Annotated in this window: 19 protein-coding genes; 1 reads left to right on the top strand and 18 read right to left on the bottom strand. The window is 29.5% G+C overall.

From position 1 onward, the window contains the following. Positions 1-318: 318 nt before the first annotated feature. A complete protein-coding gene (gene nadD / locus HALSAC_RS0100620; RefSeq protein ID WP_027338627.1) occupies positions 319-924 on the bottom strand; it encodes a nicotinate-nucleotide adenylyltransferase in 606 nt (201 codons plus the stop codon). A 176-nt stretch (positions 925-1,100) separates the two neighbouring features. Here nadD and HALSAC_RS0100615 point away from each other — a divergent pair, with 176 nt between their 5' ends. Further along, entirely contained in the window at positions 1,101-1,625 is a 525-nt protein-coding gene (locus tag HALSAC_RS0100615; RefSeq protein ID WP_027338626.1) for a hypothetical protein, read from the top strand. A 3-nt stretch (positions 1,626-1,628) separates the two neighbouring features. Here HALSAC_RS0100615 and HALSAC_RS0100610 read toward each other — a convergent pair whose 3' ends face one another. From HALSAC_RS0100610 to HALSAC_RS0100525, 17 genes are all read right to left on the bottom strand, one after another. Further along, on the bottom strand, positions 1,629-3,308 hold the full coding sequence (locus HALSAC_RS0100610; RefSeq protein WP_027338625.1) for an alpha/beta hydrolase-fold protein: 1,680 nt from the start codon (positions 3,306-3,308) through the stop codon (positions 1,629-1,631). 19 nt (positions 3,309-3,327) lie between these two features. Continuing rightward, a complete protein-coding gene (locus HALSAC_RS0100605) occupies positions 3,328-3,933 on the bottom strand; it encodes an HAD family hydrolase (protein ID WP_027338624.1) in 606 nt (201 codons plus the stop codon). 176 nt (positions 3,934-4,109) lie between these two features. Next, positions 4,110-5,090, bottom strand: coding sequence for a CPBP family intramembrane glutamic endopeptidase (locus tag HALSAC_RS14635; protein WP_051412023.1), 981 nt, complete (start codon positions 5,088-5,090; stop codon positions 4,110-4,112). A gap of 35 nt (positions 5,091-5,125) precedes the next feature. Beyond that, positions 5,126-5,791 carry a potassium channel family protein gene (locus tag HALSAC_RS0100595; RefSeq protein ID WP_027338623.1) on the bottom strand — a complete coding sequence of 222 codons (666 nt, stop codon included), beginning with the start codon at positions 5,789-5,791 and terminating at the stop codon, positions 5,126-5,128. Positions 5,792-5,794: 3 nt separating this feature from the next. Further along, the gene (locus HALSAC_RS0100590) at positions 5,795-7,264 is read right to left on the bottom strand and encodes a TrkH family potassium uptake protein (protein ID WP_027338622.1); all 1,470 of its coding nucleotides are present in this window, start codon (positions 7,262-7,264) and stop codon (positions 5,795-5,797) included. A 183-nt stretch (positions 7,265-7,447) separates the two neighbouring features. Beyond that, on the bottom strand, positions 7,448-8,326 hold the full coding sequence (gene hslO, locus HALSAC_RS0100585) for an Hsp33 family molecular chaperone HslO (RefSeq protein WP_027338621.1): 879 nt from the start codon (positions 8,324-8,326) through the stop codon (positions 7,448-7,450). Further along, positions 8,326-9,204: a PHP domain-containing protein gene (locus tag HALSAC_RS0100580; protein WP_027338620.1), complete on the bottom strand. Its 879-nt coding sequence runs from the start codon at positions 9,202-9,204 to the stop codon at positions 8,326-8,328. The genes hslO and HALSAC_RS0100580 overlap by 1 nt, the downstream gene beginning before the upstream one ends. Positions 9,205-10,071: 867 nt before the next feature. Then, positions 10,072-10,305 carry a hypothetical protein gene (locus HALSAC_RS14630; protein WP_027338619.1) on the bottom strand — a complete coding sequence of 78 codons (234 nt, stop codon included), beginning with the start codon at positions 10,303-10,305 and terminating at the stop codon, positions 10,072-10,074. A 363-nt stretch (positions 10,306-10,668) separates the two neighbouring features. Continuing rightward, positions 10,669-11,658, bottom strand: coding sequence for a tetratricopeptide repeat protein (locus HALSAC_RS14625; RefSeq protein WP_084804243.1), 990 nt, complete (start codon positions 11,656-11,658; stop codon positions 10,669-10,671). Then, positions 11,615-12,685, bottom strand: a complete 1,071-nt coding sequence (locus HALSAC_RS17740; protein WP_027338617.1) for a tetratricopeptide repeat protein — start codon at positions 12,683-12,685, stop codon at positions 11,615-11,617. The genes HALSAC_RS14625 and HALSAC_RS17740 overlap by 44 nt, the downstream gene beginning before the upstream one ends. Before the next feature lie 291 nt (positions 12,686-12,976). Continuing rightward, positions 12,977-13,372 carry a hypothetical protein gene (locus HALSAC_RS14620; RefSeq protein WP_035571009.1) on the bottom strand — a complete coding sequence of 132 codons (396 nt, stop codon included), beginning with the start codon at positions 13,370-13,372 and terminating at the stop codon, positions 12,977-12,979. Then, positions 13,356-14,111: a retron system putative HNH endonuclease gene (locus tag HALSAC_RS16210; RefSeq protein ID WP_027338616.1), complete on the bottom strand. Its 756-nt coding sequence runs from the start codon at positions 14,109-14,111 to the stop codon at positions 13,356-13,358. The genes HALSAC_RS14620 and HALSAC_RS16210 overlap by 17 nt, the downstream gene beginning before the upstream one ends. Further along, positions 14,111-18,151, bottom strand: coding sequence for a tetratricopeptide repeat protein (locus tag HALSAC_RS16205; RefSeq protein WP_051412022.1), 4,041 nt, complete (start codon positions 18,149-18,151; stop codon positions 14,111-14,113). Before HALSAC_RS16205 ends, HALSAC_RS16210 begins: the two co-directional genes overlap by 1 nt. Before the next feature lie 21 nt (positions 18,152-18,172). Next, positions 18,173-20,737 carry an AAA family ATPase gene (locus tag HALSAC_RS0100540; protein ID WP_027338615.1) on the bottom strand — a complete coding sequence of 855 codons (2,565 nt, stop codon included), beginning with the start codon at positions 20,735-20,737 and terminating at the stop codon, positions 18,173-18,175. Then, positions 20,725-21,303 carry an ABC-three component system middle component 1 gene (locus tag HALSAC_RS0100535; RefSeq protein ID WP_027338614.1) on the bottom strand — a complete coding sequence of 193 codons (579 nt, stop codon included), beginning with the start codon at positions 21,301-21,303 and terminating at the stop codon, positions 20,725-20,727. Before HALSAC_RS0100535 ends, HALSAC_RS0100540 begins: the two co-directional genes overlap by 13 nt. 1 nt (position 21,304) lies before the next feature. Beyond that, positions 21,305-22,066 carry a hypothetical protein gene (locus HALSAC_RS0100530; protein WP_027338613.1) on the bottom strand — a complete coding sequence of 254 codons (762 nt, stop codon included), beginning with the start codon at positions 22,064-22,066 and terminating at the stop codon, positions 21,305-21,307. Positions 22,067-22,146: 80 nt separating this feature from the next. Continuing rightward, positions 22,147-22,557, bottom strand: a complete 411-nt coding sequence (locus tag HALSAC_RS0100525; RefSeq protein ID WP_027338612.1) for a hypothetical protein — start codon at positions 22,555-22,557, stop codon at positions 22,147-22,149. Positions 22,558-22,609: the final 52 nt, after the last annotated feature.

Raw genomic sequence — 22,609 nt, 5'->3', positions numbered from 1 at the left:
ATCCTTTAAATCTCTTAACCAATCAAAGCACAAAACTTAATGCCACAATCCAAGTCGATTTGGTAGTATTGGTCTCAACTATCATTTAAATACAAATAGAATTGACATAATAGTTAACTTATTGACCAAAGCTTTCTCTTTAAATCTAAAATTCCTTCCTTTCCCCTTTAATAATATAAGAATAGCTCATCTGCCTCGAATATGATAATCTATTTAATAGTATAGCCAACATTTACCTTATCATCTTCTTACTAAAAAGTAAAGAAATATAGTAATAAAGCTACACTTTATTATTACAATCTCTACCAGCCCTTAATCCTATCTGTATAGATTATGTTTTTTAATATAAGCTTCTATGCTTTCTGGTAACTGATACTTTATTGGACGTCCCTCTTCTACTCTTGCTCTTATATCAGTAGATGAGATAGCTAGTCCCGGTATTTGTAGAGGATGTATTGTCTCTCGATAAGAATCATATATCTTTTGACCTAGCTGTGACAGGCAATAACCTGGCCTACTTGCTGCAATAAACTCTGTCTCCTCTAATAGTTTTTCTGGATTCTTCCACGTAAATATCTCTAATATAGCATCAGCTCCAGTTATGAAATATATCTTTCTATCTGGATATATCTTTTTAAACTCTCTTACTGTATCTACAGTATATGACAGTCCTTCCCGATCAATCTCAATTCTAGATACATCAAAGATTGGATTACTCATAGTAGCCAATAAAGCCATTACATATCTCTCTTGGGCATCTGTAATCTTCTTTTCTGTCTTATGAGGTGGGTTTCCTGATGGTACGAAAATAACTTTTTCTAAATTATGTTGATAAGCTGCACACTGGGCAGTCAATAGATGTCCATTATGAATTGGATCAAAAGTTCCTCCCATAATCCCAATCCCTTTTTTATCTTCAGCCATACTTTCAACTCCTAATATAAGATTTATCGTAAGTATACTATATATATTATATCAACTTTCCCTTTCTCTCAAGTTAAATTTGACCCAAACAGGCTTTTTACTGACCCAAAGCCAATCTATTGATTATAAATAGTAGCTAATTTGGATAAACTAAAATAAAAAAGGAGGTAGCATAAGTGTTAAAAACTGAAAAGAAAAAACTTCTACCCATCGAAGAAGAGAATAAATTATTAGAACTAGAAGGCTTATACTATCAAACTCCCAAAGAAGAATTAGTTCCTGATAAACTTTATCATTTTATTCGAGAAGAGAAGAAGAGATATAAAAAAGAAGCCTTTGCAAAAATAAAGAAAGAAGGCCTAATAAATGCTAAAAACCCAAGGGGTACTACCTCCTTTATCGATCAGAAGGTAAAGCGCCCATTGGGTATATATTTCTGGGGAGAGATGATTAAAGAAGAGACCCATATTGAAGTAAAGATCAACAAACTTGACCTAACGAAACTTTATGCCTTCCCTCACCAAATTGCTGATGAAATTCTAAAACTCAATGAAGAATATCAAATATCTAATCACTTCTGGGAGAGATTAAAAGATATTGCCATTACTATCCCCTTTGAAGAATACCAGGGTCAATTCAAAGCAGAATTTATCTATACCAAAGATATTCCTTCTAAAAACCTTAATATCAAAAGAAGATAGCCCTTAGTCTAACCTCTCTTCTACCTTAAATCTAGATAAGCTTACCTTGGTCCCTTCATCACCAAAGAAAGATAGATAGTTACTTGTTAAAGTTGAATATGCTACATCTACTAACCTTTCCTCCTGCACATAAAGGGCCAACTTCTCCCCCTCAACCTTCCACTCTAAATTAATTAACTCTTCATTAGAATCAAATTCCCCTTGATAAATTAAATCACCTTTACCTTTAAGTAAAGTCAGTTCTTCTTTACTAAAATGTAGGGTATAGATATCTTCCCCTTTTAATATTAAAGCAAAAGGCCCCTGATTAATAAAACTAAAGTCTAATTCCAAAGAGAAGCTCTTGAAATTAAAGTTATCTAAGCCCATAATAGAGCTCTTGTTAAACTTAATAATATATGACTCTTCTCCCCGCTTACCACTAAATGAGTAGTTATCAACATCATCTAAATACCTAGGGTAATCCCTTTTAAAGTCCTCTTCTATAATTATACTCTTTTCAAAACTATCATCTAGGTCATTTAAAGTATAATCTAAAGCATAAGATAGACCTTCACGCCAGTTGGCCCATCCATTACCACTATAATGTTTTCTGAAGGTATATGAATAATCAAAAGCTTCTAACTTATGCAAAAGATCAAGAGTATTATTAAAATTAGAGTCCCAATTAAAGATGCCCCAATCTATATAAAACTCTAATCCCTTATTATCACCTTTTTCAATCAATGTTAAGAGATTTCTATCTACTATTGGGGATTGAAGAACTACTTTGTCTATTAGCCCCTCCCCCTCCAAAGAAGCCCTAGCACCTAGAGAAGCTAAGTTAGAATTAGACACTATAATCTGATCTTTAATCGCATTATAAGTGTCACTAATATAAGGCACTAAACCCTTAAGAATATCTATCCTCTCCTTATCATTATAAGATAACAGGTGATTATAAGGAATAAATATAGCAATAACCCCATCCACCTCTTTAGAATAAATTAAATTATCTAGGGTATTAACTGCTTTTCCATAACTTAGATATTCATTGCCGAGAAAATAGATTGCTGAATAATTTTCATCTTTATTATAATCAAAGGGTAAATAAAGTTGTATATTCATATCTTCGATACTAATATCCTTTATACTACCTCTCTCAACACCTTCCCTTTCTACCCAATAACCTTTAAGATCATACTTTTCCATAACTACTTGATTACTTTCTTCAAATTGATAATTAGCAACTTTTAGGCTATTTAAAGAATCAGCTTTGAATTCCCCATCAACCCAAAACTTATATTCAAAGCTTGACTTAGGGTCTATTTTAAGTTGTACATAATATAAAGAAGTATTGTCCAAATTATTCATATTAATCTTTTGCCAATTGCTTAGATCACTTAATAAATAAACTTCTTCTCCTACATCGCCTCTATAAAAAAAGATAACATCCTCTCCTTGAACTAAAGGAAAGCTACCTTCTCCCATTTTATCAATAATATCATCAATTAATTCCTCTTTTCCTTGTACCCCTCTAAGTTTTTTCACTTCTTCTTTGAAGTTTCTAAACTCTTTTAAAAGGTCAATACTCTCATTAACTACCTGTCCATTTTGACCACCATTTAACTTATCATCATCTTTACATCCAACTACAGTTAACATAACTACAAGAGATAATATAAAGACCAAAATTTTCCTCATCTTAATCCCCCCACTCCTGCTATTTATTTATTAAATTTAACGACTTTAGCCGCTCCTCTAATTCTTTAACCCCTTTAAAGTCTAAAGTTCTTATTCCTAATCTAGAAGCTATCTCCAAAGCTTTAGGATTATTGTCTATATATAAACATTCACTACCTGATACTTTTAAATGATTAAGTGCATACTCATAAATTTCTATATTAGGCTTTAAATATCCTACATTATGTGAATTAATAATAATATCAAATATACCATCAATTTGAAGCCTTTTTAATTTATTATCTAACAAACCAATATCATTAGTAATCAAAGCCAGTTTTATATTCATATTTATATTTGCTAAGGTTTCCTTCATCCCATCCTTTAAAACCTCTGCCTGGTAATATTCCATTACAAACTGATCTAATTCTCTTCTATCTACACGTCCAAAACCTTCATTCAAATAATCTATAAATTGGTTTAAGCTCATTTTTCCTGTTAACAATAATTCATACTCTTTAGAAAATATCCTTTCTTTTAAATCATCAACTTTCCATCCATAAATCTGACTATACTTTTTTAATACATTTTCAAATTTGGTTTGAGTAATTACCTCACCTAAATCAAAAAGAATAGCTTTTATCACCTTATATCAACTCCAAGTATTTTATTTAAGCTTATAGCTATACTGAGAAAAAGATACAATATAATTTTACCTATATCATATATAATTTATTCTAGATAACTTATCGTTATCCTTTATAAAAGAAGAGGGGATGGTTAAGTTAACTTAACCATCCCCTCTTTTCATAATTTAATAACTTATAAGGATACCTCTGCTTTGCTACGGTTGATCCATAGAATGAACAAAATACCAATTATATTAATAAAAGTGACAACCAATCCACCTTCCGGGCCAAAGTAACCTCCAGTTATCACCTCTGATCCATTGACTGAAAGGTGAAGTAAACTAACCGAACTTGCCATACCACTTACCTCTAAACCAAAGATATTACCTTGAACAAAGTTCCAAGCTGTATGAAAACCACAGACTCCCCACAGCCTTTCCTCTCCTAAAGCATAAAAAGCAAATAAAAAGCCAATCAAAGCCAAGTTGATAAGAGATATTAAGGTAACATTAGCATTAAAGATGTGCATAATAGCAAAGATAAGACTAGAAAAGACAAAGGCAAAACCAGGGGTATACTTAGCACCTAAGGTAGGCATCTGCCAGCCCCTTATTAAAATCTCCTCAGCTGCCCCCTGCACTACCCAAGCCAATAAAATTATAAAGATAGCAATAAAAATTCTTGGCCCATAAAGGTCTAAGCCACTAGCCTCCAAACTTACTAGGCCAAGTGTAGCAAGAATAATAACAGAAAGTATCATCAAAGCTGCTCCAAAAATAAATCCATTAATATACTTCTTCAAAGGGTTGACCCCTTCAAAGCCTAAAGACTTAAACCCTCTTCTTTCTACAAACCTAACCCAAAGATATACCCCTACTATCATCCCACCAAAAGGAAGTAATAAATATAGGGATTCTCCTAAAGAATAGAACATAGGTGAATCTAGAAATTGAGCTCGCAAGAATATATAATCAAAGATACTTCCATATCCATCTAAAAAAATATTTGTTACTATATTAAACAGGATAATTGGTATAATGGGAAAGATCATCAATAACAAGATAATTATCAACAAAGATACAAAAGCATTTGGTAGATACTTTGATTCGTTGGCCCTTCTAAATAACCTATTATCTTTAGATAATAAAACTTTAACACTATCTATAACCCACATAAGATACCTCCTTTTAATACTAATCAACCATAATCCTATCTCAACATCTTAGCAGCCTTGGTTATATTATCTGCTGCACCTACTAAAAATAACTGATTTAACTCCTTTATAATAGTATCACCCTTTGGTATTGTAAATAGATCATCTTCTTCATTATAAAGTCCAGCAATCAATATATTGTCAGGAAAACCTTCTGTTCGAACTAATTCAGATATAGTCTTCCCATGGCACCATGAACCTTTAGGCAGGGTAAGAATTGATATCTCTGCTTTACCACCGCTTAAAGCAAATAATTTCCTAACATCAGGCTGCTCTATATCTAAGACAAAATCCTCAACCATCATATCTACAATCCCTGCAATTGTAGTAGCACCTGCCATCCTATAGGCACTCTTGTACTCTGGATCCCTCATCCTTACCATAATTTGTTCTACACCATAATTTTTTGCTAACAAGGAAAAGGCTAAATTATCGGCATCATTTCTCATAACACTAACTACTACATCACACTTTTCAATTCCTGCTTCCCTTAATACATTTATATTCGTAGAATTTCCACATATACTAATAGCTCCGTAACTAGAATAAACCCTTTCACAAATATCTCGATCTAAGTCAATTAGTACTACATCATGTTTCTCAGCAAGACGCTTAATCAAATTACGCCCTACAACGCCTCCACCAGCAACTATTATATACATTCTCTACCCCCTCCAAGCTCTTCTATTAAAGATAATAAATAGTGGTAAGATCTCCAAACGACCGGCCAACATAGCAAATATGTATGTAATCTTTATCCAATCAGATAACTCTTGCATCTTCTCTACACTAAAATAAAAAGGCCCAATATTACCCAAGGCTGAAAAGATACCAGAAAAAGAATTCCAAGCAGGTAAATCAGAAGCCAGAGCAGTAATACCGCCACCTACTAAGATCAAAAATAGCCAACTAAAAAAGATTGATACTATTCTAAAAATCTCCTCATCTGGTATTATATTGCCATCAATCACTACAGGCAATACCGCCCCTTTAGGACTATATATCTTGCGTATCTCTCTTTTAAATAACCCTCCTAAAATTCCAATTCTAAATAATTTAAATCCCCCCGAAGTAGAACCGACACAAGCACCAGTAAACATAAATACTAAAAATATCTGTTTGGAAAATGATGGGAAGAAAGCCGAATTAATATCTTCTGTTCCATAACCTGTAGTAGTTAGAAGTGATACTACCTGAAAAATTGTCTTTCGAAAACTTTCTTCAAAATCAGCCCATAGAAAGGGGAAGTTAAGATAATGATTAATTAGTATAAGGCCTGTTCCACCAAATATTATACCCCAAAAATACTTCATTTCTAAGCTCTTCCACAAACTATTTAACTTTCCTGTAAGAACCTGATAATGCACCAAGAAATTAATCCCACCTAATGCCATAAAGAATGTAATTACATACTCTATCTGCTTATAGTTTTCATATCCAGCATTAGCAAAGTGAGCAATACTATCATCGTAGGTAGAAAATCCTCCAGTTGATAAAGTAGTTAGTGAATGATTAATAGCATCAAAATATGACAAACCTAAGAAACTTAAAATGATAAATTCTGATACTGTAAATATTAAATATATACCCCATAAAATTTTAACTGTCTTAAAAATATTAGGTACAGGACGAGCCATATCAATCTTATGACTTTCAGCAGTAAATAATTGAAATAATCCTGATTGTCCTCTAAAGGTAACAACTAAAAAGAAAGTTAAGAATCCCAAACCTCCAAACCACTGAATCAAAGAACGCCAAAAAAGAATAGATTTCGGAAGATTATCCAAGCCTGTAAAGACTGTAATTCCAGTTGTAGTGAATCCACTTACTGTCTCAAAGAGTGAATCTACATAAGAGTAATCAAGGGCCAAATAAAATACCAATGCCCCAACCAATGAAATTACAATCCAACCCAAAGCACAGATAATCATTCCCATTGATAATGATATCTTACTACCCCTACCCTTCCCCCGCAATATATACCCTACTATTAACGATAATAAAGAAGGAAATAGGTATACCCAAAATAACCCTTCTCTATAAACCAAACTCAGTATTAATGGAATAAATAATATTATTCCTAAAAGTATTAATAAAGATCCTAATAAACTAATTATGGTAAGCAAATTATCCATTTAAACACCTCCCTACAGTTAAGCTGTAAGCTATGTGCTGTGTGCCATAAGCTGATTCAACACCTTTAAAAAATCACAGCTAAAACAACCCTAAGCTTAAAAACTAGAATTGTTTTAAACTTTATAAAACTTTCTATTTTTTATCTCACAACACAAACACACCACTCATAGCCAGTAATAAAGCTATGCTTTATTACTTAATATCGCATCCATATCCTCTTTAGAGAACCTATAGTATTCACCACAGAAATGGCATCTAATCTCTACTTGGCCCTCTTTCTCCAAGATATCCTTTAACTCGTCTTCTCCTAAGCTAGCAGCTAAAGCCCCAACTCTATTTCGATCACATTTGCACTTAAATTGGGCATCAGCCTTAGCCAAAACTCTAAAATCAAATCCTTCTAATAATTTCTCTAATATACCTTCTGGACTTACTCCATCTTCAATCAAAGAACTTATAGAATTTACCTGACTTAAATTCTCTTCTAATTTGCTTATAGTTTCTTCACTAGCATCTGGTAGTAACTGAATCAGAAATCCACCTGAGGCTTTTACCGATAAATCTTTATCTACTAAAACACCCAACCCTACTGCAGAAGGAGTTTGCTCAGACTTAGTAAAGTAATAGGTTAAGTCATCACCAATCTCTCCTGAAATCAAAGGTATACTCCCTTGATAAGGCTCCTTTAACCCTAAATTCTTCTTAATAGTTAGACTCCCATTACCAATAGCACCACCTACATCTAATTTCCCCGCATCATTGACCATAAAATCAAGGTTTGGATTCCCTACATATCCTCTAACTTCACCTTTATAGTTAGCATTAACAACAACTCTGCCTAAGGGGCCATCTCCAGAGATTGTCAAACTTATCTCACTTCCTGACTTAAGTAAATTAGCTACTAATAACCCTCCAGTCAACGCTCTACCTAAAGCTGCTGTTGCTACTGGTGTAGTCTGATGTGATTTTTGAGCTTTGTTAACTAAATCTGTTGATCTAATAGCCAAAGCCCTAATCTCTTTATTTGTAGTAATTGCTCTAATTAAATAATCCTTTTCCATTATCCTTCACTCCTTAGCTCTTTTAGTTTCTCTATTATTGTATAATCATTTTCTGGTACTCCACCTAGATCTATTTTAGGCTTTAAATGGCCATGAAAATCACTTCCTGCTGTTGCTAGTAATTCTTTTTTCTGAGCAACTCTTAACCACTCTTCCATCTCTTTTTTATTATGGTAGGTACTATAAACTTCTAATCCTTCTAAACCCGCTTCCATTAAATCATCTATTACCTCTTCATCTAATGGATCTAAAGTAGATCCTGGATGGGCCAACACAGCAACTCCCCCTAATTCTCTGATCAACTCAATTGTACCCTTAGCATCAGGCTTCCAGCAAGGAATCTCAGCTATAGCACCTGGTTTAAAGAAGTCTAAATAAAAGTTAAAATAAGGTTGATCACTCTTCTCCCCACTATAATAGGTCTGTAACCTTTGATCCTCTTTGTTCTCCTCCTTTGCCAAAAGTACCTCTGCGATAAACCCACCTAAAGGTATAGAGACATCAGACTTCTCCAAAACCTCATTAGCTGTTATAGAATACCCTAACTCCTGCAATTTCTCTATCCTGCCATAAAACTGCTCCTTCTTAGCCTTTTCCATACCATCAAGCATCTCATCTATCTTAGGAGACTTCCAGTCCAAATAATAACCTAAGATATGAAGAGTATTGTCACCATAATTGGTATCAAACTCAACACCTGGGATAACCTCTAATTCACCAGCTACTGCTAGTGCCTCATCCACCGCAGATGTCACATTATGATCGGTTATTGCTATTGCAGATAAGCCTTTCTCCTTTGCCATCTCCACTATTTCTTTAGGAGATAAATCTGCATCATCACTATGACTGGTATGTATATGTAGATCTACCTTCTTCATTATTTTCCCCCTTAATTATAATCTTATAATCTCCTTTTTATAATATATCAAAAGATTAGTATAAAAATCAATATTTTTAGCTATCAGCGAAAACCTTAAAGCAAAATCATTTACACAGACAAGACCTTAGACTAAAAGATGACTAAGGTCTGACTAAACCTTTTTTATTCTTTATGCCTTGTCGGACCTTAGTCGGCTCTTGTCAGATCTAGTCAGCGCAACTGCCTTTGATCTTTATATATTAAAAACCCAAACCCAAAAACTTTTTTATTTTTTTAAAACCTTCAATCTGCTTTGGCTTAATATCTCTATTTCTTCTTGATAACCTTTAATCCCTGCAAAGGTTCTATTGCTCTTATTAAGACTTATTTAAAACTTTTAAATCTTCAACCACTAAATAAGTCCTTTTAATCCTTCTTTTAATTGAAGTTGGCCCATGATTAATCACCTCGTTATTTTTTATCTACTCAATAAAAGTAAATCAACTGTGATTATTTTACCTCTTTATTAAACCTTTATAATAATTTTAGTTGAAATGATAATAATATTCAAGAATGATTTTAAAATAAAGATCCCTCTTGTAATCAAGAGGGATTAATAATAATCTGCTGAAAAATAAAAGAAAAAATGGGGTAAGGCTAAATTTGACTCACCTAAAGCATTTATTTAATAAATATACTGACATATTAAAATTTCTAATTACAATTAGCAGAAAATATACCTCTTCACAACTACATTAAATAGCGAAGAGCCAAAACAATCATACACTTCTACTAAAAATTGAACCTTCCCTCTCCAAATCTTTCTCTTTATATTGGCCAAATTCTAAAAATCCATACTAACTCAACTTTAAGTCAATAATTATTTTTACCTGTTAGCATACCAAACTGCATAATCATCTAAGATTTTATAATTAACATCTTCTTTATTTGTTATTTCTAATTCTGATAATCCAAGCCAAAATATCTTATCATCTGATTTTCGTCTCACTTTAGCTCCTATATCCTCTCCTCTAAAAGAAAGCATCCATTTTGAATATTTATCTTTTTTTATCTCAATAAGTTCATATATATCTTCATAAGATGGTTGACTCTTTTTCAACTTTTCATATTCTTCATCACTTCCAAATCCAAATACATAAGGTTCTTCCCAATCAAAATCTTCAATACCTGTTACCTCACAAGGAAATTTTAAAGCATCTTTTAAATAATTAAAAAAACATATCTAGTTGTTCCTCGAAAGATATTTCTTTATCCTTAGTAATTTGATATATTCTTTCTGAAAAATTTTCATTTGCTTTTTTCATTTTAGCTAAATCCTTTCTTTTTTTGTGTTCAAGAATAATTATTTATTCCCATTTTTATATAATACAAGTGATTTATAGACCTTGATTTTGTGGGATTCTCAATTCTAGATAATTATTTTATCACCAACTACTTACATAAGCACTACTCAAGCGGAAGCTTATGTAAATATTCTAACTACTCCTAAAAATTCATTAACACTATCTAAGTCTGGATGTCCTTTCGGAAAATTATATTCCAAAATTTCCTTTGCCTGTTTGAAATATTTAATGCTTTCTTCATATGACCTCTGTTCAAAATAAATTATCCCTAAATTCCTATAGGCAGTTGCTAAACTAGGATGTTTGTCATCCAATATTTCTTCGCGTATCTCCTTTGTTTGCTTAGTATACTTCAAAGCTAATTCTAATTCTCCCTTAGCTTGATAAATCTGACCTAAACTATTACAGTATACGGAAAAATTAGGATGTTTGTCCCCTAATACTTCTTCGCATATCTCCTTTGCTTGCTTAGTATACTTCAAAGCCAAATTCAATTTTCCCATATCTAAATAAATTGTTCCTAAATTATTGTAGAAAATTGCTAAACTAGGATGTTTGTGATTTAATACTCCTTCGTGTATCTCTTTTGCTTGCTTAACATACTTTAAAGCTAATTCTAATTCTCCCATATCTTTATGAATTGCTCCTATATTACTATATGATTGGATTAAATCAGGATGCTTCTCATCTAATATTTCTTCTCTCATATCTTTTGCCTGCTTAATATACTTTAAAGCCAAATCTAATTTTCCTATATCTTTATAGATTGTTCCTAAATTATTATAAGAATGAATTAAATCAGGATGCTTCTCATTCTGTAATATTTCTTCTCTTATATCTTTTGCCTGCTTAGCATACTTTAAAGCTAAATCTAATTCTCCCATATCTTTATGAATTTGTCCTAAATTATCATAAGATGTAGCTAATTTAGAATCTTTCTCACCTAATACTTCTTCTATTATCTCCTTTGCCTGCTCAGCATAATCTAAAGCTAACTCTAACTCTCCCTTAGCTTGATAAACTTGTCCTATATTACTATAACATGTGGCTAGATTAAGATGTTTCTCATCCTGCAATACTTCTATATATATCCTTTGCCTGCTTAGCATACTTTAAAGCCAAATCTAATTTTCCTAGATCCTGATAAATTATACTTATATGGTTATAGGAATCTGCTAAGTCAGGATGTTTCTCACCTTGTAATACCTCTCTATATATATTCTTTGCCTGCTCAGCATACTCTAAAGCCAAATCTAATTTTCCTATAGCTTTATAAATTTGTCCTAAATTATTACTCAAATTTGCTAAATCTTTATTCTCCTGCCGACAATACTCTAATATTGACACTCCAAAATTAACATACTCCTTTTTCTCTAAAGGATTTTCATTTGGTGATGAATATAATAACGCCTCAATAGCCTTCACTAAATTTTCTGCTTTAGAAAATTCAAGCTCCTGTTCCTCACGGACAATCTCCTGAATTACATTATGAATTACAACATAATAATCACTAGTATCTTTATTATATATTTCCTTTAGCCAACCCTTCGCTATCAAATCATCAATAACATCTGTATTCTCTAACTTCAGCCATTCTTCTAAATTACTTATTTTTAAAGGAGTAGAAGGCAAAATCGATAAATTAAGCAAGACAACCTTTTCTTCTATTCCCAGATTAGATATATCAAAAACCTTCCTTAAATGCTGAAATAATTCCCGTTTATCATAGTCTCTATGCCTACTTGTATTTATCCTTTTCTTAATCACATCGCTAAGATTAAAACCTTTTTCCTTCAACAATTGATAAAACTCCTCCAAATCTTTACGAGCTACACGAGCAGTTCTGGACAATAATTCTACTGTTAGAGGATGATACCCTGCTAGTTCTACTATCTTTTCTACATACTCCTGATTACAGTCAGGTTGAGAATATTTTTTAAATAATTCTATACAATTTTCTTTAGCTAACTCTTCAATTTCTAATTTTTCAAATCCTTCTAAATTACTTCTAGAAGTTAGAAGCAAGTCTATATTTAATCCTGTAAATTCTCTTAAATATCGATCTACTCCTTCACTCTCTTCAACATTATCCACAACAAATAAAATATTCCCCTTTAAATTAGATAACTCAGCCATTACTCGATTAAATTTTTGATCAAGTTTTTCTTGTACTCTAAACTTAATCCCTAAACTTTGAGGATTAATAGCTCCAATAATTGATTCTTTAAAGTTCCTTTCATAGTTAATCCAGCCTAAATAATCATATTGATTCGATTTTTGATGATTAAAATTTCTTGGCTAAATCTGTCTTTCCTATCCCTCCAATTCCACTCAATACTAAGGGAATCTTTTCTTTTATCTTAGCTTCTATCTGCTTAAATTCCTCCCCTCTACCAATGAAATAAATATTTCGTTCTGGTGGGGAGGTTAAGACTTTTTTGGGTCATCCTTTTGATTTTGTATGAAATTATTAGTTTGTTGCCCACCATTATTTGTAATATTATTTTGATTCTCAACATTAGTCTGATTTTCTATATTATTTCCTTTTACAACTTTGTTATTATCCCCATTAATATTTGTTGCGGAACCATAATTATTAGTCTGATTAAAATCTCCTTCTGTTTTTCCTACAGCTATTCCTGAATTCTCATCGATATTCATAGAATCATCTTCACTTCTCTTATTTCTTTTAAACATAGTCCATAAACCTGTAATTATTCCAACACCAATTCCGCTAAAAACCCATTCTTTATTATTGTTTAGCCATTCTATGATTTTTTCGATTGCAATTTCCTCCTGTTCTATATTAACGAAGTATCTCACTTAAAAATTCTTTAGCTATATATCTTCGAAATAATAAAAACTCTACTCCCTCATTAAAAGCATTCTCTATAAATTTTGAAGTTTCTTGCTTAATTCTTGCCTCTATATCTTTTTTGATTTCTTCTTTAGTGGCAACTTTGAACTCTTTTTTTAATTTGACAACTCTTCTTTCAAAATCATCATAAACTTTTTTTCTTCTTTCCACTAAATCATCTCTATTTAATTTACAAATATCAATTGTATACTTACATCTGTCATCATAAGAATTGATCTTTCCAGTCTTCTCATACTTTATCTTATTTTCAACATTATCTACTTCTGGATTAATCATCAAAGGTTTTTCCTTAGCATTATAATTTTCAATATCATTATGTATCTCTTCTAATAATTCTTCCTCATAAACAACTTTTGTTCCATTTAATTTGAATTTATCTCCTTTATTAGTATTACATTGTGGACAAGCAGGTAACAAGTTGTCCCATGAAAACATAAGCCAATAATATATACTTTTTGGTCTGTAATGTTCAACATTAGGATACCAATCCAATAATGATTTCTCACAATATGCACACTTATTTTCATAAACACCTTTTAACTTCTCTTTAATATCATCTTTTTTATAATAATTATTGTGTTTGCTATTATATGATTGCTTCTTAATAACTTCTTTTCTAATTTCATTAGTCTTATCAGACTTCAAGGAGTCAGGGATAGTCCCTTTATTTTTAATAAATCTCATTATTCCCCCCTCCTTTTTTCATACTTTTTAATTTCCTCATCAATAAACGCATTCAATTCTTCTTCATCAAATATCCTTTCATCATTAAGGCTATTTTTCACTCGCTTATATATTTTAGAGTAAATATAGTCATCTGCCGTATTAAGTTCCTCCAATTTTGAACCAAAAGCTCTAGCTGTACCTAAATCAAATAACGGGGAAGTTAGAATTGTATTGGCCATCTCATTTTTCATTCTATTCATCTTAGGACTTAATTTTGTTTCTCCATCTTCTTTAAATAATCTATAAATCACTGCATCTTCTGATGCCCCCATGATTACTACTGGACTATGCGTTGAAATAATAAATTGAATATTAGGAAACCATTCCCTTAAATTTCTAACTATCTTATATTCCCATTTAGGATGTAAATGTATTTCTATCTCATCAATCAAGACGACCCCTGTTAAATCTTTTAATGACTTAACTTTTTTAGAATTACTTAAAATTCTAGATAATAAATCTAATACCCAAATAATAACGTTTTTATAACCACTAGATAGTTGATGTAGCTTAACTTCATTCCCTCGTTCTTTAAAAACTACATCTTTAGGAGAAACTTTAATAATTTCAACATTATTATTTAAAATTTCTTTCACCATCTTCTTTACATCATCAAGCGATACTGGAAAATCTTTATTAGACTGCTCATGATAATCAACTTCTTGTAACCAATCTATTGGATCATTCAATATATATTTATCTGTAAATAAAGATTCAAAGATTTCCCTTTTGCTAGACTTCTTAAGTTTTTTGCTTCGATTACTACCATAACTAAAAATATTATTAAAAAATAATTCAGTTCTAACTTGAAATAATTTATTAAGTAAATTTTCTTTCCTACTTTTCAAATGATCCTCTTGATAATAATATCGATAACTAAATTTATTACTATCACTTCCTTCTAATGTAAAAGGTTCTAAATTATTTTTAAGGTATTCATTTATTAATCCCACTTTTTCTTCTCCACACATAAAAGAAAGTAAAATAGCCTGTAATAAAATTGTCTTCCCGTCGCCATTCTCACCTAAAAAGTATATCTCTTTATTATCTTTCAAATTTTCTAATTCAACATCTTTTATTGATAAGTAATCTTTAATTTTTACCGTATTAATATAATTACCTTCTGCAAATTCATCTATCTCTTCTTTATCTTTATCTTTAATCTCATTTAAGATTTCAATATACTTTTTTAAATATGAATTAACTTTTTGTTTATTACTGTTAGAGCTATTTAATATAAGCAGTACTCCTGTTTCTAAGTGATTTACAGCTTTTTTGATATTAGCATTTATATAATATATTTCTCCTGTCTCCATATACGAATCTAATAAATCAGGATGATTTTTATTTAATACTTCTTTCCTCATAGTTAATGCTTTTTGCATATATTCTAAAGCTAATTCTGGTTTTTCTCTATCTTTATAAACTTTCCCTACATCACTATAAGATTTAGCTAATTCAGGGTGATTCTCACTCAATACCTCTTCTTTTATTTTCAATGCTTTTTGCGTATATTCTAAAGCTAATTTTAGTTCTTCTCTATCTTTATAAATATTCCCTAAATCATTATAAGAATCAGCTAAATCATTATAAGATTTAACTAACTTAGGATGATTTTTATTTAGTATTTCTTCTCTTATCTTTACTGATTTTTTAGCATATTCTAATGCTTTTTCTAACTCCCACATATCTTTATAGATTGTACTTATATTATTGTAAGAATCTGCTAAATTAGGATGTTTATCATCTAATTTATCATCTAATACTTCTTCTATCTCTATCGCTTTTCTAACATATTCTAAAGCCAAATCTAATCTTCCTAAATCTCTATAGATTGTACTTATGTTATTATAAGAAATCGCTAAATTAGGATGTTTTTTATCTAACACTCCCTCTAATATTTTCATTGCTTCCTTAGAATATTCTAAAGCTAAATCTAATCTTCCTAAATCTTGATAAATCATACTTATATTATTATAGGGAGTTGCTAAATCAGGATGACCATCATCCAATACTTCTTCTTTTACCTCTTTTGCCTTCTTAGCATATTTTAAAGCTAATTTTAATTCTCCTAAATCTTGATAAATTACGCTTATATTATTATAGGAAGTTGCTAAATCAGGATGATCATCATCTAATACTTCTTTTCTTATCTCTTTTGCTTTCTTAGTATATTTTAAAGCTAATTTTAATTCTCCTAAATCTTTATAAATCATACTTATATTATTATAACTAGTTGCTAAATCAGGATGATCATCATCCAATACTTCTTCTCTTATCTTCTTTGCCTGTTTAGCATACTCTAAAGCAAATCCTAATTCTCCTAAATCTTGATAAATCAAACTTATATTACTATAGCAAGTTGCTAAATTAGGATCTTTCTCATCTAATATTTCTTCCGCTATCTCAATTGCTTTCTCATTATACTTTAAAGCCAATCCTATTTCTCCTAAGTTTCGATAAATGACTCCCAAAATATTACTTAAATTTGCTAACTTTATGTTCTTTTGTTGGCAATGATTTAATATCGATACTCCCAAATCAAGATATTCTTTTTTGCTTAAAAAATTCTCGCCTGCAGTAAGAGATAATAACTCAGTAATAGCATCTACTAAATCTTCTATTTTAGAAAATTCAAGTTCCTGCTCCTCTCGAATAACTTCTTGAATTACATTATGAATTATAACATAAGATTCTTTGTTGTTAATCTCTTGCAACCAACCTTTTTCCACTAGGTCATTAATAACATCTATTGTTTCTAATCCCAACCAACCTTTTAAATCAATAATTTTTATTGGTTTTGAAGGCAAAATAGATAAATTAAGCAAAACATCTTTTTCTTTATCTTTTAAATCAAATATATATAATATCCTCTTCAAATACTCAAATATTTCCCGTTTACTATAATCATCTTTTTCTAAATTAAATCCTAACTCAAGTAATGACTGATAAAAATCATCTAAATTATTTCTTGAAGTTTTTATATTCGTAGCCAATAATTTTATCATTAAAGCATACCCCTCAGTTAATTCAACTAACTTCATAACATATTCATTATCACAACTCTCTCCAAAATATTCACAAAATAATTCTACACTTTCATCTTTATTTAATCTTCCAATATTTATCTCCGTTATATTCATAAATTCTTCTAATTTAGACCTTGAAATTAAAATCAAATCAATATCTAATTTCATTAATGCTCGTAATGCTTCATTAACTTCATCTATCTCATCAAGCACTAACAAAGTTTTTTGCTCTAAACTAGCCAACTTATTAATAATTTTTTTGAATTTTAAATTAAGATTTTCATCATTCTCAAAAACAACTCCTAAGTTATCTTCATTAATATCTCTAATGATTGATTCTTTAAAGTTATTCTCACAATTAATCCATCCTATATAACTGTATTCAGCAAATTTTTGATAAAAATATTCATTTGCAACTGCTGTCTTTCCTATACCTGCTGTACCAGTTAAGGATATTATTCTATTTTTTTCACTTATTTTCTCATCAATTTCTTTTAATTCCTTTTCTCTACCAATAAAATTAATGTTTTTATTTGGTAAAGGCGTTAACTCTTTATTGATTTTCTCTTCTCTAATTTTAATATCATTCTCATTTTTTATTTTGACAGTAGCTCTTTTTATAGAAGTTCCTATGTTCATTCGACTTTTTATGTTCATTTGACTTTCTATATAATCTCTTCCAGCAATTCTATTATTATTTCCTACAACATTAATATTGGTGGAATTATTTTTATTATCAATAATCTTCATAATAGCATTGTTATTTTTGATAAGTTTTTCTACTTCTTCTTTGCTCTTTTTTTTATTCCTAGGTATTTCATTTATCTCATCAGAAATTGTTATATAATCCTCATCATGCAACTGCTTCCCAAATTTATTTTTTAATAATTTTCTTGTTATTCCTAAACCTTTTTTCTCTTCCTTCCAAATAATTTCTGCCAACAATGAAACTCTAATTTTATCATTCAATTTAAATCCCTCCTAATATTATTACAACATACCTTTCTTTATCTTTGACCCCGTTTTATCATAACCTACAAAATCCAATACAAACACATCCAACATCCTAAACTTCGTTTTCATAAAATTAGATAACTTCCTGTCATGAGTTGAGATAAATATCTGCTTAGAATTAGCTTTCTTAAAAATAATATTTCTTATAACATCTATCCAAGAAAAGATATTAATATCATCCATATTTTGAACAGGATCATCCATAAAAATAGCATCTAACTTACTCCAGTTTTGTTGAAGAGCAAAACTTAAAAATAACGATAAAACTATCACATTAACCTGAGCAGAACTATAAATATATGAAGGGTTAGCTTCCTTACCATCATCAGAATACATCTTTAATCGCAAAGTCCCGTTATTATGTCCTGTTGAATCTATCTCCCAATCCATCCTTGTATAAATAGGTTGTGGGTTAATCTTTTGATAGATAGTATTAGCTAATTTTTTATATGGACTTAAAATTTCTTCTGTCATTTCATTAATTACTGTAGGAACTTCTTTTTCAATCTTTTTTAATTCTTTTTCCTTTTTCTTTAAAAACTCTATTTTTTTCTTGATAATACTAATCTCTTTTTTTAGCTTCTTTAATTTGTCGTTATCTTTTGAAACTTCTATAGCCTTAATAATACTATCTAATTCAGAAATTATCTCATTAATTTTTTCTATCTTATAATCAACTTTACTTATCTTTTCCTCAGTTTTTTTAAATGTGTCTTTTAATTCACTTATGTTATCTATTCCTAAATTATGTAATTTGACTTGATAGGTATTGATTTTATCATCAAGTTTTTCTAATTGATTAGTTAACTGTCCTAGATTTTCACTATTATTATTGATAGTATATCTTTTATAGTTATCATTTAACAATACTTTATTATTCTTAGCTTCTATCTCTTTTAATTTATCAAATATATTATCTGAAGTTCCTTCCAAATTAAGTTCCTGTAGATAAAACTTAACCTTTTTTATATTATCCATTTTTTCATTTAGTTTTTCTTTTAGATCAAGTATAATTTTATAATCTTTAAAAACTTCATCCTTAAGTTTTAAATATTGATCTTCAATTTTTTCTTTTATTTTATCTCTTTCATTTATATTATACTCTAAATCATCTTCAATATCTTCTTTTTGTTCCAAATAATTTTTTATTAACTTTCCACCTTCTTTTTCAAGACGTTCTTTTAAATCACTAACTAAATCATCCACTTCAATTTCAATTTTTTTAAAACAGACTGGACACTTTTCAGCTGAACTATTTTTTAGAAAATAGTTGTGTGCTCCTACTAAAAGTTTCTTTTCTATATTACTTATTTCTTCAATCTTATTCTCAATATCATCTAATTCTTTATTTATATCATTAATTTCTTTATTTAATTCTTCAAAGTTAAGTATTTTATTATTAAATCGTTTTTTTATTTCAACTTCTTTCTCTACTAACAAGTCTAATTTTTCCATTATATTCATATCTTTTTTTTCAATAATTACAATTATTTCTTCTAAATCAACTATTTTTTTACTTATGTTATTAATTTTTACCTTTAACTCCTGTTCATTCAAATCACTCTCGTAGTTTTTCTTTATAAAGTTAATTTTAGATTTTTTATCTAAAGCCTCTTTTATTCTTCTTAACTTCTTTTGTTGATTACACCATTTGCTATAATCTTTTTTTCCTTCCTGTAAATCAATTATCTTGTTTAACTTTTCTTTATAAGAAGTATTCTTTTTATCTAAATTATTTTTTTCTTCTCTTAAAATTTCTAAAACCTCATTTTTATCCATATCAATAACATCTTGTGAAAATATACTATTATCAATTGAATTATGTAAAGAAATCTCCATACTAATTTTAGAATACTTTGTTTTTAAATCCTTCCCATCTTTATCAGTAAAATTTTTAACTTTCTCCTTTAATTTTATTACTTCTTTTTCTTTTTCTCCACTTTCTTTTTCTAAACCTCTATATTGTGTATTACATTCCTTTCTTAATTCCTTTAATTTTTTACTATAAGCATCATAATTTTTAAACCCTATTAAATTACTCAAAACAGAATAACGTTCAGTTTCATGATTTCTCACAAAATCACTAATTAATTCCTGACTTAAAAGATGGGAGAAATTAAAAGATTTATTAAACTCAAAATCTTTTTCTTTATTACTCTTAACCAATATATCTGTAATTGCTCCTTTTAAATTCTGATTTATTTCTAGTATTCCTGGATTATAATCATTTCCTCTATCCTCTTTAGTAGTTCTTTTTATATAAACTTCTCTTCCTTCTTCATCTTCAAAAATAATATTTACATATCCTTGTTCATTAGCATGTTTATTTTTAAGAAAACATTCTGAATTTCTTTCATTGCTAGGAGGTTTATATCGTTTAATTTGCCCAGTGATTCCCCATTCAATTGCATCAAAGAAAGACGTCTTCCCTAACCCATTATTACCTGTAAGCAAAATAATATCTGCTTCTTTAGGTATCTTAATCTTTTCTTCTCTATAGCCTCTGAAATTTTTAATATTAACCTCTTTTAATTTATACATTTATTTTCCACCTCTACTAACCAATTTTCAATTATATCGTTAATTTTAAAATTATTAGCCTCATCTAAACTATTTTCTTTTATTAACGAAATTAACTTTTCATCTTTCGTTTTTTTACTCAAATTATTCCTAAACCTTTCTTCACTAATAATTGTATTTACCATTTCTGGTTTCAAATTTTGGAATAAGATTAATTTAGATAGATTTTCTTTTCTAGATAAATCAGCATCATAATTCAAAATAACCTTTTTGCAATATAGCCGATTACTTTCTATTTTTATTTTTGAAGCCAAATCAAGATCAAAATCAACTAATAATACAATATACACATCCCAAATAACATCTTGATTATCAAAATAATTATCAATAAGCTCTTCATTATTTTGAATGAACCCTAAAACAAAATCTTCTAATTTTTCCCGTTTATATTTTAACTCTTCTTTATTCATCGCAATTCCAAGTACAAAAATAGCAAACGAAGTATAAAAAACACCATTATGTAACTCCCTTGTTTCTTCTGGAAACTCAGTTTTATCTAACTCTTTTATACTAATTTCTTTACCCATATTAATCAATCCCTTTTAATATTTTTTTAGCTCTTTCATATTTAGGTAATTGAGATAAGCAATTACCACAAATTAAATTTGAATTTCCTTGTACCTTATTAAAAAAATCAGGATGTTTCTCTTTAATATATGTGAAATCATTGATGATGTTGGAAAATATTTCTTTAGGTTTTTCGCAATCATTACTACATCCTGGAAAAATGGTATCACAAATTAAGATTTTTTCTGTTTTTTTAAGATGATAATTATGACGTCTTAAATGTTTAAGGATTTTAGCACCAACACTTTTAATATGTCTTTGCTCTGTCTTATTCAAATTATATAAAATAAATTTAATCTCTTTTTTATCTAAAGTAGATAAAATTTTATATAATTTCTTTTCCTTTTCAATATTATAATCTTTATTGCAAGCTGATAAAATTATTAAAAAATTCAGTAATGTTCTAATTCTCATTTTCTTTCCATCTTCCGTATTTTTTTCATACCCTTTCATTTGTTTTATTTTCTGCTCTATTAATTCTAAAACATTCCTGTCATCACATATTTCATCTTTTATATCAAGCACCTTCTCTTCAATAAGCTCAATTATATCTTCATCATCTTCTATAAAACATCTTCCGTCTTCTTTTATATACTCTATTCGACCATCAATTATAGTTTCTAAATCATCTACAAACTTTTTGACTTGTTTATTTTCTATATTATTAATCTGAGTCTTAATATTAGTCTGATTCTCTACAAAATCTCGCTTTATTCCACTCAATGCTAAGAGAGTATTTTCTTCTATCTGCTCAAACTCCTCCCCTCTACCAATGAAATAAATATTTCGCTCTGGTAGGGAGGTTAAGACTTTTTTGGGTCATCCTTTTGATTTTGTATGAAATTATTAGTTTGTTGCCCACCATTATTTGTAATATTATTTTGAGTTTCTATATTAGTCTGCTTTTCTATATAATCTCTTCCAGCAATTTTATTGTTATCTCCTTTAACATTAATATTAGTAGAGTTATCTTGACTATTATTAATAATATCCAAAATAGTCTCATTGTTTTTAATCAATTCCTCTATTTCTTTTTTACTCTTCCTTTCGCTTCTTGGAATCTGATTTATTTCTTCACATATTTCTATATAGTCATCATCATTTAATTTTCCTCCAAATTTTTCTTTTAAAAACCCCTTTGTCAATCCTACCCCTTTTTTTCCTGCTTCCCAAACTGCTGTTGCCAGCAATGATGCTGTAATTCCTTCTATCATTTTAATTCCTCCTTCAATTTGTTAGTATTATTAAAATCATTAAATAGCACTC

Origin of the sequence: Halonatronum saccharophilum DSM 13868, from assembly GCF_000517025.1 — a bacterium.
GTDB classification, from domain to species: domain Bacteria; phylum Bacillota; class Halanaerobiia; order Halobacteroidales; family Halobacteroidaceae; genus Halonatronum; species Halonatronum saccharophilum.
Note: the sequence above shows the minus strand (reverse complement) of the source record. Positions and strands in the feature narration are given on the sequence as shown.